Source organism: Streptomyces sp. 11x1 (assembly GCF_032598905.1).
In the GTDB taxonomy this organism is placed as follows: domain Bacteria; phylum Actinomycetota; class Actinomycetes; order Streptomycetales; family Streptomycetaceae; genus Streptomyces.
Genome location: NZ_CP122458.1, coordinates 4365001 through 4381500, shown reverse-complemented (window position 1 = coordinate 4381500; position 16500 = coordinate 4365001). Strand labels below are relative to the sequence as shown.

Sequence of the window (16500 nt, the reverse complement as noted above, 5' to 3'; positions counted from 1 at the left end):
CCCGTACGGAGTAAATGTGCTCAAGGGGCGAGAAGGTGCTGGTTCCGGGCGCCTACCGTCCATGAATGATGAGCATCAGTCCGGAAACCTCGCCCCGCACCACCGGCGCACACCGGGCGCACCGTGAGGCGCGCGATCGGGCCGCGGCGCGCGCGGTGGCGCAGCACCCGTCGACGCGCTACGAGCCGTACCTGGACGGCCTGTTCACCTACTGCATGTCCGTGCTGTGCGACCGTGACGCGGCCACCGCGGCGCTCGCCGACGTGCTCGCGCTCGCCGAGCGGCGCCGGGGGCCGGACACCGCCGACGACCGCCGTGCCTGGCTGTACGCACTGGCCCGTTGGGCCTGTCTGCGCAAGCTCGCCGAGGTACGGCAGAACCGGCCGGCCGCGCATGCCTCCACGCGCCCACCGGGGCACGGCGGTGGGGCCGACAACACGCATCCCGACAAGGGCCGCTCGGAGAAAGGGCGCGCGGAGAAAGGGCGTTCGGACAAGGGGCGTTCGGGGAAGGCCCGCGCCGTCGAGAGTGCCGTCGTCCGGGGCGTCGCGCTCTCCGAGGACGAGGAGCGGCAGCGGCGGCGTGAACTCGCCCTGCTCGCCTGGCCGGAGGCTGCCGGCACCACGCCCGAGCAGCGCGAGGCCCTGGAGCTGGCCGTACGGCATCAGCTCACCGCCCACGAGGTCGCCGCCGTGCTGGGCATGGACCCGACCGCCGCGCGGGAACTGCTCGCCTCCGCCGCCTGCGAGGTGGAGCGCACCCGTGCCGCCCTCGCAGTCGTCGAGACCGGCGCCTGTCCGAGCGTCGCCCGGCTGACCGGTGGCCATCAGTTCGTCCTGAGCGCCACCCTGCGCCGCGAACTCGTCCGGCACGTCGACGACTGCCCCGTCTGCCGTCGCGCCGCCGAGCGCGCCGTCCCCGGCCGCTGGCCCGGCACCACGGTCACGCCCGCCGCGCTGCCGGTGCTCGAAGCGCCGCGTGCCGCCCTGGGGCCCGCGATGGCCCACCTCACGCGCGCGCGTGGCGGCGCCCCGCGCTTCGACCGGCGTGGCTTCCCCATGGACCCGAGGGACCGTGCGGCCCGGCGGGAGCGGCTGCGCGCGCGGGCCGTGACCACCACCGTCGTCGCCACCGTGGTCGCGGCGCCCGTCTTCGCGCTCTGGGCCGCCTATCGGGGTGCCCCTCTCATCGGCGAGGGCGGCGACGGCCGTTCGGTCAGCGCGGGCGAGGAGCAGGGCGACGGCGACGGCACCGTCGGCGACGGCAGCGGCGACGCCTACCAGAACGCCGGCAACGCCCGGAACAGGTCCGACGCCCGCCACGGCCGAGGCAAGCACGCGTCGGACGACGTGTCCGTGGAGGTCACCCAGGGCAAGGGGCGGCGCGCGCTCTCCATCACCGCCGCGAACGACGGCGACACCACCCTCATCACCCTCGCAGCGACCGGGGACGCGGCCGTCCGCTGGTCCGCCCGCACCGGCGCCGACTGGCTCTACCTCAGCCAGTCCTCCGGCACCCTGAAACCCGGCGAGTCTGTGACGATCAAGGTGTACGTCGACCAGCTGAGCGAGCCCTCCGGGTACTGGACCGCGCGGGTGACCCTGGCTCCGGCGGACGCCGTGGTGACGATCGAGGGCTACGGTCCCGCGCCGACACCGCCGGTCGACCCCCGGCCCACCGCGCCCGCCCCGGACCCGGGACCCCCGAGGCCCACCGCCCCACCGCCGACCCCCGACCCGGACCCCACGCCGACCGGCCCGGCCCAGCCGGACCCCACGCCGACCCCGACCGACCCGGCCCCCACGGACCCGGGCGGCCCCACGACACCACCGGGCGACGGAGGCGGCGACCCGCCACCGGGGCCGTAGACCGGCGGGGGCGCCGCCCACCCGCTCACCGGCCCGCAGGCTCCGCCGGACCAGTCGGATCCGCCGGGTGCGGTGCCACCAGGGGCAGGCGGGACGCCAGCCGCTGTTCGCACAGTTCGACCAGGCGGTCGTACCCCTCCTTGCCCATCAGCTCGATCAACTCCGGGCGGTACGACATGTACACCGGGTCGCCCGCGCCGTGCGCCGAGGTCGCCGAGGTGCACCACCAGTGCAGGTCGTGACCGCCCGGGCCCCAGCCGCGACGGTCGTACTCGCCGATCGACACCTGGAGCACCCGTGTGTCGTCGGGCCGGTCGATCCAGTCGTACGTGCGGCGGATCGGCAACTGCCAGCAGACGTCCGGCTTCGTCTCCAGCGGCTCGCGCCCCTCCTGGAGCGCCAGGATGTGCAGCGAGCAGCCCGCACCCCCGGCGAAGCCCGGGCGGTTCTGGAAGATGCACGACCCCTTGTACGGGCGGGTCTGACGGTCGCCGTCCTCGTCCTTCGAGACCCAGCCCGTCTCCGTGCCCACATCGTGGAACTGCCAGATTTCCGGAGTGAGCCTCGCCACATGTTCGGCGACGCGCTTCTCGTCGTCCTCGTCCGAGAAGTGGGCACCCAGGGTGCAGCATCCGTCGGCCGCGCGGCCCGCCTGGATGCCCTGGCAGCCGCTGCCGAAGACGCAGTTCCAGCGAGAGGTCAGCCATGTCAGATCGCAGCGGAAGACCTGCTCGTCGTCCGCCGGATCAGGGAACTCCACCCACGCGCGCGCGAAATCGAGCCCCTTCTCGTCCGGCGCTGTGGACTCCGCCGAGCCCTTCGTCGACTTCGCTGGCCTGGTCGCCGCTTTCGCCCGCGAGGAGCCGCCGGCCGCAGCCGTCCCCGACGCCGCTCCCGCTGCCGACTTGTCGGCCTTTGCCTTTTTCGTCTTTGGCACCCGTCCAGGGTACGGCGCCCGAAGCCGCATCGAGGACGGCGCACGCCTCCGCTGGCAGTAGCGTTCCGTCCATGAGACTCGGTGTCCTCGACGTGGGATCGAACACGGTGCATCTACTGGTGGTGGACGCACACCCGGGCGCGCGCCCCCTGCCCGCGCATTCGCACAAGGTGGAGCTGCGCCTTGCCCAACTCCTCGACGAGGCCGGGGCCATCGGCCCCGAGGGGATCGACAAACTCATAGCCGTCGTCCACGAGGCGCTCCAGGCCGCCGAGGACAAGGGCGTCGAGGAACTGCTCCCGTTCGCCACGTCGGCGGTGCGTGAGGCCAGCAACGCCGACGACGTCCTCACCCGTGTCAAGGACGAGACCGGTGTGGAGCTCCAGGTCCTCACCGGCTCCGAGGAGGCCCGGCTGACCTTCCTCGCCGTCCGCCGGTGGTTCGGCTGGTCGGCCGGCAAGCTCCTCGTCCTCGACATCGGCGGCGGCTCGCTGGAGATCGCCTACGGCATAGACGAGGAGCCCGACGCGGCCGCCTCGCTGCCCCTGGGCGCCGGCCGCCTCACCGCCGGCTGGCTCCCCGGGGACCCGCCCACCCCCGACGACATCCGGTCCCTGCGCCGTCATGTCCGGGCCCAGATCGCCCGTACGGTCGGGGAGTTCAGCCGCTTCGGGGCCCCCGACCACGTCGTTGCCACGTCCAAGACCTTCAAGCAGCTCGCCCGTATCGGCGGCGCCGCCCGCTCCGCCGAGGGTCTCTACGTCCAGCGCGACCTCAAGCGCGAGGCGTTGGAGTCCTGGGTTCCCAAGCTCGCCGGCATGACCACCGCGCAACGAGCCGCCCTGCCCGGCGTGTCCGAGGGGCGGGCCAACCAGCTCCTCGCGGGGGCCTTGGTGGCGGAGGCCGCGATGGATCTGTTCGAGGTGGAGACGCTGGAGATCTGTCCCTGGGCGCTTCGGGAGGGTGTGATCCTGCGGCGGTTGGATCACATGGGTACGGCGTAGGGGGAGGCAGGACTGGTTCGTGGGCGGGAGCGGGTCCGGTGGGGCTTCTCGCGCAGTTCCCCGCGCCCCTGAAGAGCCGGGGCTGCGCCCCGTGCTCTTCGGCCCGAAAAGGCAGGGGCGCAGCCCCGCTTTTTCAGGGGCGCGGGGAACTGCGCGACCAGCCCCCAACACCCGCACACGCCGACGTACGGGGAACCCCAACGGCGCACAGGCGAGATCCCCGCCCCGGCCGACAACCAGCCCCAGGCCCACACGAGCCAACCCACCCCGTTAGGCTGTGCCGCGTGGCAGAACCCGCACGGATCCCGGACGCGAAGGTCGCCCTGTCCACGGCCTCCGTGTACCCGGAGTCGACGGCCACGGCCTTCGAGATCGCCGCACGCCTCGGGTACGACGGCGTGGAGGTCATGGTCTGGACCGACCCGGTCAGCCAGGACCTGGAGGCCCTGCGCCGCCTCTCCGACTACCACCAGATCCCCATCCTCGCCGTCCACGCGCCCTGTCTCCTGATCACCCAGCGCGTGTGGTCCACCGACCCGTGGGTCAAGCTCCAGCGCGCCCAGGCCGCCGCCGAGAAGCTCGGCGCGAGCACGGTCGTCGTGCACCCCCCGTTCCGCTGGCAGCGCCAGTACGCGCGTGACTTCGTCACCGGGATCTGGCGGATGGCGAACGAGACGGACGTCCGGTTCGCCGTCGAGAACATGTACCCCTGGCGCTACCGCGACCGCGAGATGCTCGCGTACGCACCCGACTGGGACGTCACGAACGACGACTACCGGCACTTCACGATCGACCTCAGCCACGCCGCGACCTCCCGCACCGACGCCCTGGACATGGTCGACCGCATGGGCGACCGCCTCGGCCATGTGCACATGGCGGACGGCAAGGGGTCGGCCAAGGACGAGCACCTCGTCCCCGGCCGCGGCAGCCAGCCCTGCGCCGAGCTGCTGGAACGTCTCGCCCTGAGCGGTTTCGACGGCCACGTCGTGATCGAGGTCAACACCCGCCGCGCCATGTCCGCCGCCGAGCGCGAGGCCGACCTGGCGGAGGCGCTCGCCTTCACCCGGCTGCATCTCGCCTCCGCCGTGCGGGTCCCCCGACCGTGACCCCGGGCACTCCCCGCCGCAGGGGCCGGCCCTCCCGTACGGAATCGGCCGACACGCCCGCCGCCCGCGACCGCATTCTCGCGGCGGCCCGCGAAGAGTTCTCCGAGCGCGGCTACGACAAGGCGTCCATACGCGGGATCGCCAAGGCCGCCGGGGTGGACTCGGCCCTGGTGCACCACTACTTCGGCACGAAGGAGCAGGTGTTCGAGGCCGCCATCACCCTCTCCTTCGGCCCGGCCATGCAGGCTCCGCAGGCCGTCGAGGAGGGCCCGCTCGACGACGCCGGCGAGCGGCTCACCCGGTTCGTCTTCGGCGTCTGGGAGAACCCGGCGACCCGTGCGCCCCTGCTCGCGATCGTCCGTTCCGCCGTGAACAACGAGGCCGCGGCCGCCGTCTTCCGCCGCATCATCGCCACGCAGGTGCTCCGTCGCATCGCCGACCGCCTGGACGTACCGGACGCGGAGCTGAGGGCGGAACTGGCCGCCGCGCAGCTGGTGGGCATCGCGATGCTGCGGTACGTGATCAAGGTGGAGCCGTTGGCGTCGGCGGATCCGGAGCAGATCATCGCAAGGGTGGCTCCCGTGGTGCAGGCACACCTCACCGCGCCCTCCTAGGGGCAGCGGGCAGGGGCAGGGGTGGGGCCGACGGGAGCAGGAGCAACGGGGCCGGGCTCGTACTCGGAAACCGAGACGGTCGTCCCACATTCCGGTCATCGTGTCCATCACCTGGATGACCGGCGTACGCTCGACTTCAGTCATAACTCTCCGAAGGAGCGAGGCGAGCGACGATGCCCGAGCTGAGGTCCCGCACAGTCACCCACGGCCGCAACATGGCGGGCGCCCGCGCCCTTATGCGCGCCTCCGGTGTACCGGGCGCGGACATCGGCCGCAAGCCGATCATCGCGGTCGCGAACTCCTTCACCGAGTTCGTGCCGGGCCACACCCACCTCCAGCCGGTGGGCCGGATCGTCAGCGAGGCCATCCGCGAGGCCGGCGGCATCCCGCGCGAGTTCAACACGATCGCCGTGGACGACGGCATCGCGATGGGCCACGGCGGCATGCTGTACAGCCTCCCCTCCCGCGACCTGATCGCGGACTCGGTCGAGTACATGGTCGAGGCCCACTGCGCCGACGCCCTGATCTGCATCTCCAACTGCGACAAGATCACCCCGGGCATGCTGAACGCCGCCCTGCGGCTCAACATCCCGACCGTCTTCGTCTCCGGCGGCCCCATGGAGTCCGGCCGGGCCACCCTCGTCGACGGCACGGTCCGCACGCTCGACCTGGTCGACGCGATCTCCGACGCCGTGAACGACAAGATCTCGGACGCGGACATCCTCCGTATCGAGGAGAACGCCTGTCCGACCTGTGGCTCCTGCTCCGGCATGTTCACCGCCAACTCGATGAACTGTCTGACCGAGGCCATCGGCCTCTCCCTCCCGGGCAACGGCTCGGTCCTGGCCACGCACACGGCCCGCAAGCAGCTGTACATCGACGCGGCCCACACGGTCATGGACATCACCCGCCGCTACTACGACCAGGACGACGAGACGGTCCTGCCGCGCTCGATCGCGAACTTCGCGGCCTTCGAGAACGCGATGGCCCTCGACATCGCCATGGGCGGCTCCACCAACACGATCCTGCACCTGCTGGCCGCCGCCCAGGAGGCGGGCGTCCCGTTCGGCCTGAACGAGATCGACGCCGTCTCGCGCCGCGTGCCGTGCCTGGCCAAGGTCGCGCCGAACGTCGCCAAGGACCGCACGTACTACATGGAGGACGTGCACCGCGCCGGCGGCATCCCGGCCCTGCTGGGCGAGCTGCACCGCGCGGGCCTGCTCAACGAGGACGTGAACTCCGTCCACAGCCCCTCCCTCGCGGACTGGCTGAAGACCTGGGACGTGCGCGGCGGCTCCCCGTCGCCCAAGGCCGTCGAGCTGTGGCACGCGGCCCCCGGCTGTGTCCGCTCCGCCGAGGCGTTCTCCACCTCCGAGCGCTGGGACACCCTGGACGAGGACGCCGAGGGCGGCTGCATCCGCTCCGCCGAGCACGCCTACTCCAAGGACGGCGGCCTGGCGGTGCTCAAGGGCAACCTCGCCGTCGACGGCTGTGTGGTGAAGACGGCAGGCGTCGACGAGTCGATCTGGACCTTCGAGGGCCCGGCGGTCGTCTGCGAGTCGCAGGAGGAGGCCGTCCAGAAGATCCTGCTGAAGGAGATCAAGGAGGGCGACGTCGTCGTCATCCGCTACGAGGGCCCCAAGGGCGGCCCCGGCATGCAGGAGATGCTCTACCCGACCTCGTACCTCAAGGGTCGGGGCCTGGGCAAGTCCTGCGCGCTGATCACCGACGGCCGTTTCTCCGGCGGCACCTCGGGCCTGTCCATCGGCCACGCCTCGCCCGAAGCGGCCGGCGGCGGCACGATCGCCCTTGTCGAGGACGGCGACCGCATCCGCATCGACATCCCGAACCGTTCGATCGAGCTGCTGGTCGCCGACGCCGAACTGGCCCGCCGCGAGCAGGCGCTGAACAGCGTCTACGCCCCGAAGAACCGGGAGCGCAAGGTGTCGGCCGCGCTGCGCGCCTACGCCGCGATGGCCACCAGCGCCGACAAGGGCGCGGTCCGGGACGTCAGCAAGCTGGGCTGAGGGCCGCCGCCGTCCGCGGTCCGCCGTCCCGCACGACGGCTGTGGCTGTACGAAAGCGACGGTTGCACGAGGCCCGTACGAGTGAGGGCCGTTCCCCGGTGGGGGCGGCCCTCGGCCGTGTACGGGTCGTGTACGGCTCGTGGGGCCGGCCGCCGTCTCACCAGCTCGCCGGGTCGGTTCCGTCCAGGCCGAGCACGGTCCCGTCGAGCGCGCCCGCGCAGACTCGGCCGTCGATCACCACCGGCCGGGGCAGGGCGCCGGTGAGGCGGTCCGATTCGCCGAGCCGTGCCGGTGTGTCCCCGCTGATCCGTCCCTTGCGCACGTCGACCGCGAGTACCCGGCCGTCGGACGAGGTGAAGTACACATATCGGTCGCCGGCGACGGGTGTCGAACTCCGCGCGACCCCCGTCTCGGTCCGCCACACCTGCGCGCGGGCCTTCATGTCGACGGCCACGAGCGCGCCGCTCGCGCCGCTCAGCAGGTACACGACGTCACCCCGCACCACCGCGTGCGCCTGTTCGAGCCGTACGGGCAGCTCGACCCGGACGGTCTTCCCGGTGCCGGGGTCGTACCGGACCATCGCGACCGTGTCGGGGTAGGCGCCCCCGATCGCGGCGAAGAGGAGGGAGCCGTCCTGGGCTCCCACGGGTTCCAGCTGACCGTCCAGCCGGGCGTCCCACCGCACGTCGCCCGTCTCGGGGTCCACCGCGGTGACCCGGGTCCGAGCCTCCGTGCCCTCGCCGGTGACGCTCGCCACGTAGGCCGACCGGTCGTCGTCGAACGACGTGAAGTACGCCTCCGGCTGCCCCGGGATCCGGCGGCTCCACACGGTGTCGCCGGTGGCGCCGTCCACTCCGGTGACCGTTCCGTCGGCGGAGGTCAGCAGCAGCATGTCGCCCGCGAACCGCTGGGCGCCGTAGGCGGAGAGGTCCCGCTCCCACCGCGCCTTGCCGGTGTGCGGATCGAGCGCCTGGACCCGGCGGTTCTGGTCGGTCAGTACGTGCACCAGCCCGCCGGCCTCGACGGGCGGGGCCCCCGTGCCCGGCGCGCCCACGCCTTCGACGGTGTGCCGCCACAGCACGCTGCCGTCCGCCGGATCCAGCGCGGAGACCAGCCCCGGCTGGGAGCAGAGCAGCTTCCCGGCCCCGTACGAGCACTGCGGCACGCTCCCGTTCTTCGCCGCGGGCTTGGTGGCCCAGGCTTCGAGTGCGGGCGAGGCGGCCGCGGCACGACTGGCCCGGGGAGTGGCCGCTGCCCCGTCCGCCCGCCCGCCGTCAGCGCCCAGCATCCGCGCCGAGACGAACCCGCCACCCGCGACGAGCACCAGCGAGGCGGCGACCAGAACGGCCCGCCGTCGCAACCGCCTGCCGACCGAACCGGCCCCGCGTCCAGGCTCACTGTCGCGGGGCGCCCCGGACTCACTAGGACCATCACCGACACCTGCGCCGGAGCCCGGGCCCGGGCCTGCGCCCGTGTGCGCGTCCGCATCGGTGCCGGGGCCGGTTTTGGTGTGGGTGCCGGAGCTCTCGGCCTCCCCCCGTCCAGCGTTCGTGTCCCCGTACTCCCTGCCGTCCGCGACGGCCCCGGCCCACCCCGCCCCTCGTCTCTCCTTCTCCCGCTCCCTCTCCCGTTCCCGGTCCCGCTGGGTCGGTATGAAGCTCTGGGTGTCGTACGAGGCCGCCACGGACCGGAGCTCGTGCATCAGCTGGTCCGCGGTGGGCCGGTCGTCGGGCTCCTTCGCGAGGCAGGCGCGGACGAGCGGCGCGAGGTTGTCGGGCACGCCGGTGAGGTCCGCCTCGTCGTGGACGACCTGGTAGGCGACGACGTAGGGACTGTCGGAGTCGAAGGGGCCGCGACCGGTGGCCGCGTGCACGGTCACCGAACCGAGGGCGAAGATGTCGGCGGCGGGCCCGACCTCCCGGGGCCGCCGGAACTGTTCGGGGGCCATGAACGGCGGTGTGCCGATCAACTTGCCGGTCTCCGTGCGCAGTTCACTGTCCTTCGGCCGGGAGATACCGAAGTCGATGACCTTGGGGCCGTCCTCGGCGAGCAGCACGTTGCTGGGCTTGAGATCCCGGTGCACCACGCCGGCGCGGTGGATGTCGCGCAGGGCCTCCGCGAGTCCGGCCATCAGCCGCCGCAACTGCCCGGGCGGCATGGGCCCGTTCCGCTTGACGTGCTCGGCGAGGGTGGGGCCGGGGATGAAGAGGGTGGCCATCCAGGGCCGGGGGCTCTCCGTGTCGGCATCGACGACAGGCGCGGTGAAGGCGCCGCTGACCCGCCGGGCGGCGGCCACCTCTTGTCGGAAACGGCCCCTGAACTCGGGGTCCTTGGCGAACTCGGCATGCACCACCTTCACCGCGAGCCGTAGCCCCGAGGTCGAGGTGGCCAGATGGACGACACCCATGCCGCCAGATCCCAGACACGACTCCAGGCGGTACTGACCGGAGTACCCGGGAAGTTCCGCTTCCGCTCCCGACCCGGTGCCCCGCTGCGGTGCCATGGGTCCACCCCCGTGCTGTTTCGGCCGCTCTCGCGACGCTCGGAGCCTAGTCGATGACACGTACGGGACAGAGGCGGCTTGCTAGCCTGCGCGTGCGAAAAACGCGCAGGTGTGCGTGTCCTGATTCAGGGGTATCAAAGGGTCCCCATGGCTTGCATGGGGACCAAACGGGGTTCGCACAGGTTTCAAAGCAGTTTCAAACGGGGGGAGTTCAGCCATGTCTGTCGAGCATGCCGAAGAGATCACGGGTGATGGCGAGGGGGAGCAGACCGCCACGGTGGCGGTCACCGCGGCGGCGGTCACCGCGGCCGTCCGGTACTACTCGGTCGCGCCGGGTGTCCGCGTCAACGTCCGCAGCGGCCCGAGCACGAGCTACGGCATCGTCCGCGTCCTCTCCGAGGGCGCCAGGGTGCCGATCTACTGCCAGACCCCGGGCCAGACCATCTCCGGTCCGTACGGCACGACGAACCTCTGGGACAACATCGACAACGGCCAGTACATCTCCGACGCGTACGTCTACACCGGCAGCGACGGCTACGTGGCCGGCCGCTGCGGCTGACCGGTAGGGGACGCCCGGACATCGTTCGTGGAGAGACAGCTCGCCGCGGTACCCCGCACCTGGGGTGCCGCGGCGAAGCGGCGAAGCCACAAGGCCTCCCCGGAGAGGCCACCCCACTCCCGATGCCGCCGCCCGGCCCTTGTCGGCCCGGGGCGATAATCGACGCGTGAGCGATGAACCGAAGAACATCCGGGCGGAGCGGCGGGAGCGGCAGGCGCAGCAGGAGTCGGCGGAACCGCGGGAGCGCCAGGCGACCTCGGTCGCTGGGGCCACCCTTGCGGGCCCTCGCCCCGAACCCATCCGTTTCTTCGGGACGACCTGGCTGAATCACGACGGCAACTATTCGGCCCGCCGCGCCGGCGTCACCGCGGGCTCGCTCGCCGCCGTGGTCGCGTCCGCCCTGATGCTGCGCCTGGCCTACGAGGGCCTGCAGCTGGCGGCGGTCGGCGGCTTCGTCAGCATCCTGGTCGTGATCATGTTCGCCATCTGCAGCGCGCTGGCCTTCGGCCACACCTGGGGCTCCTACACCAAACGCCCCGACCCGGACCGCCAGTCCTCCCTGCGTGGCCTCCTCGCCATCGGCTTCCTGGGCTCCCTGACCGCCTACTTCCTCCGCTCCCTCAAGGAGGCCCCGGGCGAGGCCCTCCACCGCGAGGAACACACGACGGCCCGCGACCAGTACGACCGCCGCACAGCCAAGCGCACCGGCAACCCGGCGAAGCGCCGCAGCCCCTGACGCAGCACCCCCCAGGGGCGCGGGGAACCGCGCGAGCGGGTTGGGGGCGGCGGAGGCCGACAAACCCCTCCCCCATTCCCCCCACCGCAAGCCACGATGCCCCCATGACCACCTCCCGCCCTCACCCCGGGCCCCGCCCCTCCCACAGCACCCGAGCCCACTCCTTCAACACCGCCGCAGCCCAGTACGCGGCGAACCGCCCCTCCTACCCACCCACCCTGTTCGACACCGTCGAAGCCCTGTCCCCCCGCCCTCTCCACGGCTCCCGCACCGTCGACGTAGGCGCCGGCACCGGCATCTCCACCGCGCTCCTCCACAGCCGGGGCGCCCATGTACTGGCCGTCGAACCCGGCGCGGGCATGGCCGCCCAGTTCCGCCGCTCCCATCCCCACATCCCCGTCGTCCGAGGCGACGGCAACGCCCTCCCCGTCGCCACCGCCTCGACCGACTTCCTGACCTACGCCCAGTCCTGGCACTGGACCGACCCCTCCCGTTCGGTCCCGGAAGCCCTCCGCGTACTGCGCCCCGGCGGCGTACTCGCCCTCTGGTGGAACACCGACGCCGCCGACATCCCCTGGATCGCCGACGCCACCACCCGCATCCACCGCTTCCTCGGCGTGGACCCCGGCACCCCGATCGAGAAGAGTGGTTCCGGCGCGGCCGCCGCCCTCACCGACACAGCGGGGCTCCTCGACTTCACCCGCCGCGAACTCCGCTGGAGCCGAGAGGTCTCCCTCGACACCCATCTGGCCAACATCGCCAGTCATTCGACGTTCCTGATCCTGGGCGAAGACGCCACCGCCGAGTTCCTCACCGAGGAACGAGCGCGCCTGCGGGAGCTCTTCCCCACCGAAATCATCGAGGAGACCTACGACGTGGACCTGCTACTGGCCATCCGCCCCTGAACCAGTCCCCTTTGCATCACCCCTTCCTGCACCGGGCCCTCCTGCACCTGCCCCGCGCTCCACGGCCACCCCCGCTCTCCACGCCTCCAGAGCCGCCGCACACGCGTGATCCACATGCCACAGCCCGCCCAACTCCAGCCGCACACCCCGCTCCCGAGGCACCCCGTCCAACGCGTCCAGCAGCTTCGGCAACCGCAGAAACGTCGCGTTCCCGACCACCCGTACCACCACCCCCATCTCCCCCCGGTCCTCCATCTCCACATGGACCTGGCTGATGTCCCACGCCGTCTTGACCACCGCCAACGCGAGCCCCACCAGCACCCCCTCGAAGAGGTTCCAGACGACGATCGCCGAGGCGGTCACCCCCAGCACCACCACCTCCCCGCGATCGCGCTTCCGCCCCCGCCACAGCACCCCCAACTCCCGTACGGGCAACAGCCGACACCCCGCGTACACCAGCAACCCGGCCAGCGCCGCCACGGGGATCACGCCGAGCACCCCGGGCAGCAACGCGGCGAAGAGCAACAGCCACAGCCCGTGCAGCATCCGTGAGGCTTTGGTCCGCGCCCCCGCCCGCACGTTCGCCGCGCTCCGTACGATCACCGCCGTCATGGGCAGCGCTCCGAGCACCCCGCACAGCACGTTCCCGGCGCCCTGGGCGACCAACTCGCGGTCATAGTCGGTCCTCGGGCCGTCGTGCAGCTGGTCCACGGCCGCCGCGCCGAAAAGCGACTCGGCGGAGGCGATCAGCGCGAGGGCGAGAACGGTCCCGACCACCCCCACCTCCGCGAGCAACCCCAGGTCATCGACCGTCGGCACCCGCACGGCCTCCAGCAACCCCCGCACCTCGACCCGCCGCACCCCCAGCTCGAAGACCCCCGTGACCAGGGCCGCGCCCCCGACAGCCACCAACGGCGCCGGCGCGAACCGCGCTCCCCACCGCCACCGAGGCCACACCACCAACACACCGACCGTGGCACCCCCGAGCGCGAGCGCCACGGGATCCACAGCCCCGGGCAACGACCCCAGCCCCGCGACCTTCTCGATCCCCCCGCCCCGGGGCGCGGCCGCATCCCCCATCGCGTAGACCTGCCCCGCCACCAGCACCAGCCCGATCCCGGCGAGCATCCCCTGTACCACCGCCACGGACACGGCCCGAAACCACCGCCCCCAGCGCAACACCCCCAACGCGAGCTGCAGCACTCCGGCGCCGAGCACCAGCACACCGAGCGCCGACAGCCCGTACGCCCGCACCGCCTCGTACAGCAACACCGTCAGCCCGGCCGCCGGCCCGCTCACCTGGAGGCTGCTCCCTGGCAACGCACCGACGACCAGTCCTCCGACGATCCCCGTGACCAGCCCCAGCTCCGCCGGCACCCCCGACGCCACCGCGACCCCCGCACACAATGGCAGCGCCACCAGGAACACGACGACCGAGGCGGCCAACTCCCCCCGCCACGGCACAGCCCCCGGGCCCTTGAGCCATGGCCGGAGCCGTAACCGTCCCTGAAACGCTCCCAAGGCATTACGCACGAGACACACACCTCCGGCAGCCGAGGTTCGACAGGAGTGCCCGACAGGAGAGGCGCAGTCCCGAGCCAGGGGAGGGACCCGACGGTGATCACGAGGACTCACGGCAGGAGTTCGCCGCACAGGTCACCTGGGCGACACGACGCGGCCGAGCACCCCCTCCGCATGGCCACGCTCCGCAATCAATTGTCACCCAAAGCGGGCATTCGCCGCACCCCTTTCCCGTGACCGCCACCCCGCACCGGAAGCGCACCTCAGCGGACCCCCGCCTTCCAATCCCCCCACCGAGCGCCCGCGCCCCTTCTCACACCCACCGCGCCGCCCCTCTGTCACCCGCGCCCGCCCCGCCGCTCGGCGCCCGGATGCAGCCCGCGCCTCCCTTGACGACACCCCCACCCCTACGCAATATTCATCATATGATGAATTACCTTCCGGGGGAGACTCCACCTCCACCCCCGACCCCCGCCGACGCCCCTCCACGCCCCGCCGTCCACGCCCAGGCCCTCACCGTCGCCCGAGGCCCCCGCACGGTCCTCCGCAACCTCGACTTCGTCGTCCCCCCAGGCCAGATCACCGGCCTCCTGGGCCCCTCCGGCTGCGGCAAATCAACCCTGATGCGAGCGATCGTCGGCACCCAGGCCAAGGTCACCGGCACCCTCGACGTCCTCGGCCGACCCGCAGGCGACGCCACCCTCCGCTCCCGCATCGGCTACGTCACCCAGGCTCCCTCCGTCTACGACGACCTGACCGTCCGCCAGAACCTCGCCTACTTCGCCGCGATCCTCGACCCCGGCCGCGCCGCCGCCGACCGCCGCGACGAGAACGTCACCCGGGCCATCGCCGACGTGGCCCTCACCACCCACGCCGACGCCCTCGCCGGCAAGCTCTCCAGCGGCCAGCGCAGCCGCGTCTCCCTGGCCGTGGCCCTCCTCGGCACACCCGAACTCCTGGTCCTCGACGAGCCCACCGTCGGCCTCGACCCCGTCCTGCGCCGTGAGCTCTGGACCCTCTTCGACACCATCGCCGCCGAGCGCCGCGCCACCCTCCTGATCTCCTCCCACGTCATGGACGAGGCCGAGCGCTGCCACCGCCTCCTCCTCATGCGCGAGGGCGAGATCCTCGCCGACGACACCCCCGAGGCCCTCCGCACCCGCACCCACACGGAATCGGTCGAAGCGGCCTTCCTCCACCTCGTCGACGAGGCCACCGCGACCACGCCCCCAGCCGCGACCGACACACACCGGAAGGAGCCGATGCGATGACGACGACACCGAACACGGACGTGGCCCCCACGCCCCCGCAGCCCTCGATCTCCCACCCCATACCCCCGCACTCCAGGGCCCTCAGCTACTCCCGCACGACCGCCACCGCCGCCCGAGTCCTCCGCCAACTCGGCCACGACCCGCGCACGATCGCCCTGCTGCTCCTCATCCCGTGCGTGATGCTCTTCCTCCTCCGCTACGTCTTCGACGGCAACCCACGCGTCTTCGACTCCATCGGCGCCTCACTCCTCGGCATCTTCCCGCTGATCACGATGTTCCTGGTGACCTCGATCGCGACCCTGCGCGAACGCACCTCCGGCACTCTGGAACGCCTCCTCTCCATGCCCCTCGGCAAGGGAGACCTCATCGCCGGCTACGCCCTGGCCTTCGGCACCCTGGCGATCATCCAGTCCGCCCTCGCCACCGGTCTGGCCGTCTGGTTCCTCGACCTGGACGTCATCGGCTCACCCTGGCTCCTCCTGATCGTCGCCCTCCTCGACGCCCTGCTGGGCACCGCCCTCGGTCTCTTCGTCTCGGCCTTCGCCTCCTCCGAGTTCCAGGCCGTCCAGTTCATGCCGGCCGTGATCTTCCCCCAGCTCCTGCTCTGCGGCCTGTTCACCCCGCGCCCCGAGATGCACCCCGCGCTGGAAGCCATCTCCAACGTCCTCCCCATGTCGTACGCCGTCGACGGCATGAACGAAGTCCTGCTGCACAGCGACATGACCGCCACCTTCGTCCGCGACGTCGCGATCGTCGCCGGCTGCGCCCTGCTGGTCCTGACCGTGGGAGCGGCCACCCTGCGCCGCCGGACGACCTGACGGCCACCGAGCCCATGCCCGACGTTCCGCCCACCGGACACGGCAGCCGGACGCCCGCCCCCGGTGCGAGGATGGCCCCAGGACGACGCACCCCCCGGAGGGCACCCGCACCATGAGCCAGAAAGTCGCAGTCCTCGGCACCGGCAAGATCGGCGAGGCCCTGCTCAGCGGCATGATCCGAGCCGGCTGGGCGCCCGCGGACCTCCTGGTCACCGCCCGCCGCCCCGAGCGCGCCGAGGAACTCCGCACCCGCTACGGCGTCACCCCGGTCACCAACGCCGAGGCGGCGAAGACCGCGGACACGCTCATCCTCACGGTCAAGCCCCAGGACATGGCCACTCTCCTCGACGAACTGGCCCCGCACACCCCCGCCGACCGCCTGGTCGTCAGCGGCGCGGCGGGCATCCCCACCTCCTTCTTCGAGGAGCGCCTGGCCGCAGGCACCCCCGTCGTCCGTGTCATGACGAACACCCCTGCCCTCGTCGACGAAGCCATGTCCGTGATCTCCGCGGGCAGCCACGCGAGTGAGGCCGACCTCGCGCATGCCGAGGAGATCTTCGGCGCAGTAGGCAAGACGCTCCGCGTCCCCGAGTCCCAGCAGGACGCCTGCACCGCCCTCTCCGGCTCCGGC

Annotated in this window: 14 protein-coding genes (1 of these 14 only partly in view); 11 read left to right on the top strand and 3 right to left on the bottom strand. The window is 72.2% G+C overall.

What is annotated here, in order from left to right:
* Positions 1–65 precede the first annotated feature (65 nt).
* Complete coding sequence (locus P8T65_RS19075) at positions 66–1868, top strand: BACON domain-containing protein (protein WP_316726493.1); 1803 nt, start codon at positions 66–68, stop codon at positions 1866–1868.
* Positions 1869–1893: 25 nt separating this feature from the next.
* On the opposite strand, the gene P8T65_RS19070 is transcribed toward P8T65_RS19075, so the two are convergent.
* Positions 1894–2805, bottom strand: a complete 912-nt coding sequence (locus P8T65_RS19070; RefSeq protein WP_316726492.1) for a hypothetical protein — start codon at positions 2803–2805, stop codon at positions 1894–1896.
* A gap of 71 nt (positions 2806–2876) precedes the next feature.
* On the opposite strand from P8T65_RS19070, the gene P8T65_RS19065 reads away from it, so the two are divergent.
* From P8T65_RS19065 to ilvD, 4 genes are all read left to right on the top strand, one after another.
* Positions 2877–3809: a Ppx/GppA phosphatase family protein gene (locus P8T65_RS19065; protein WP_316726491.1), complete on the top strand. Its 933-nt coding sequence runs from the start codon at positions 2877–2879 to the stop codon at positions 3807–3809.
* Between the two features lie 284 nt (positions 3810–4093).
* Positions 4094–4915, top strand: a complete 822-nt coding sequence (locus tag P8T65_RS19060; RefSeq protein ID WP_316726490.1) for a sugar phosphate isomerase/epimerase — start codon at positions 4094–4096, stop codon at positions 4913–4915.
* On the top strand, positions 4912–5529 hold the full coding sequence (locus tag P8T65_RS19055) for a TetR family transcriptional regulator (protein ID WP_316726489.1): 618 nt from the start codon (positions 4912–4914) through the stop codon (positions 5527–5529). Before P8T65_RS19060 ends, P8T65_RS19055 begins: the two co-directional genes overlap by 4 nt.
* 173 nt (positions 5530–5702) lie before the next feature.
* A complete protein-coding gene (ilvD, locus tag P8T65_RS19050; protein ID WP_316726488.1) occupies positions 5703–7556 on the top strand; it encodes a dihydroxy-acid dehydratase in 1854 nt (617 codons plus the stop codon).
* 157 nt (positions 7557–7713) lie between these two features.
* On the opposite strand, the gene P8T65_RS19045 is transcribed toward ilvD, so the two are convergent.
* Positions 7714–10059 carry a serine/threonine-protein kinase gene (locus P8T65_RS19045; RefSeq protein WP_316726487.1) on the bottom strand — a complete coding sequence of 782 codons (2346 nt, stop codon included), beginning with the start codon at positions 10057–10059 and terminating at the stop codon, positions 7714–7716.
* Positions 10060–10276: 217 nt separating this feature from the next.
* Here P8T65_RS19045 and P8T65_RS19040 point away from each other — a divergent pair, with 217 nt between their 5' ends.
* From P8T65_RS19040 to P8T65_RS19030, 3 genes are all read left to right on the top strand, one after another.
* Positions 10277–10618, top strand: a complete 342-nt coding sequence (locus P8T65_RS19040; protein ID WP_316726486.1) for an SH3 domain-containing protein — start codon at positions 10277–10279, stop codon at positions 10616–10618.
* Between the two features lie 166 nt (positions 10619–10784).
* The gene (locus P8T65_RS19035) at positions 10785–11354 is read left to right on the top strand and encodes an EamA/RhaT family transporter (protein WP_316726485.1); all 570 of its coding nucleotides are present in this window, start codon (positions 10785–10787) and stop codon (positions 11352–11354) included.
* Positions 11355–11458: 104 nt separating this feature from the next.
* Complete coding sequence (locus P8T65_RS19030; RefSeq protein WP_316726484.1) at positions 11459–12259, top strand: class I SAM-dependent methyltransferase; 801 nt, start codon at positions 11459–11461, stop codon at positions 12257–12259.
* Here P8T65_RS19030 and P8T65_RS19025 read toward each other — a convergent pair.
* On the bottom strand, positions 12239–13723 hold the full coding sequence (locus tag P8T65_RS19025) for a SulP family inorganic anion transporter (RefSeq protein ID WP_316726483.1): 1485 nt from the start codon (positions 13721–13723) through the stop codon (positions 12239–12241). The two genes, P8T65_RS19030 and P8T65_RS19025, sit on opposite strands and share 21 nt — an antisense overlap.
* A gap of 482 nt (positions 13724–14205) precedes the next feature.
* Here P8T65_RS19025 and P8T65_RS19020 point away from each other — a divergent pair, with 482 nt between their 5' ends.
* From P8T65_RS19020 to proC, 3 genes are all read left to right on the top strand, one after another.
* Positions 14206–15051 (top strand): ABC transporter ATP-binding protein, encoded by an 846-nt coding sequence (locus tag P8T65_RS19020; protein WP_316726482.1) that lies wholly within the window; start codon positions 14206–14208, stop codon positions 15049–15051.
* Positions 15048–15869 carry an ABC transporter permease gene (locus tag P8T65_RS19015; RefSeq protein ID WP_316726481.1) on the top strand — a complete coding sequence of 274 codons (822 nt, stop codon included), beginning with the start codon at positions 15048–15050 and terminating at the stop codon, positions 15867–15869. The genes P8T65_RS19020 and P8T65_RS19015 overlap by 4 nt, the downstream gene beginning before the upstream one ends.
* Positions 15870–15981: 112 nt before the next feature.
* Positions 15982–16500, top strand: partial view of a pyrroline-5-carboxylate reductase gene (gene proC, locus P8T65_RS19010; RefSeq protein WP_316726480.1) — the 5' portion only. 294 nt of this gene lie beyond the right edge of the window; only the first 519 of its 813 coding nucleotides appear in the window; the start codon lies at positions 15982–15984; its stop codon lies off the right edge, out of view.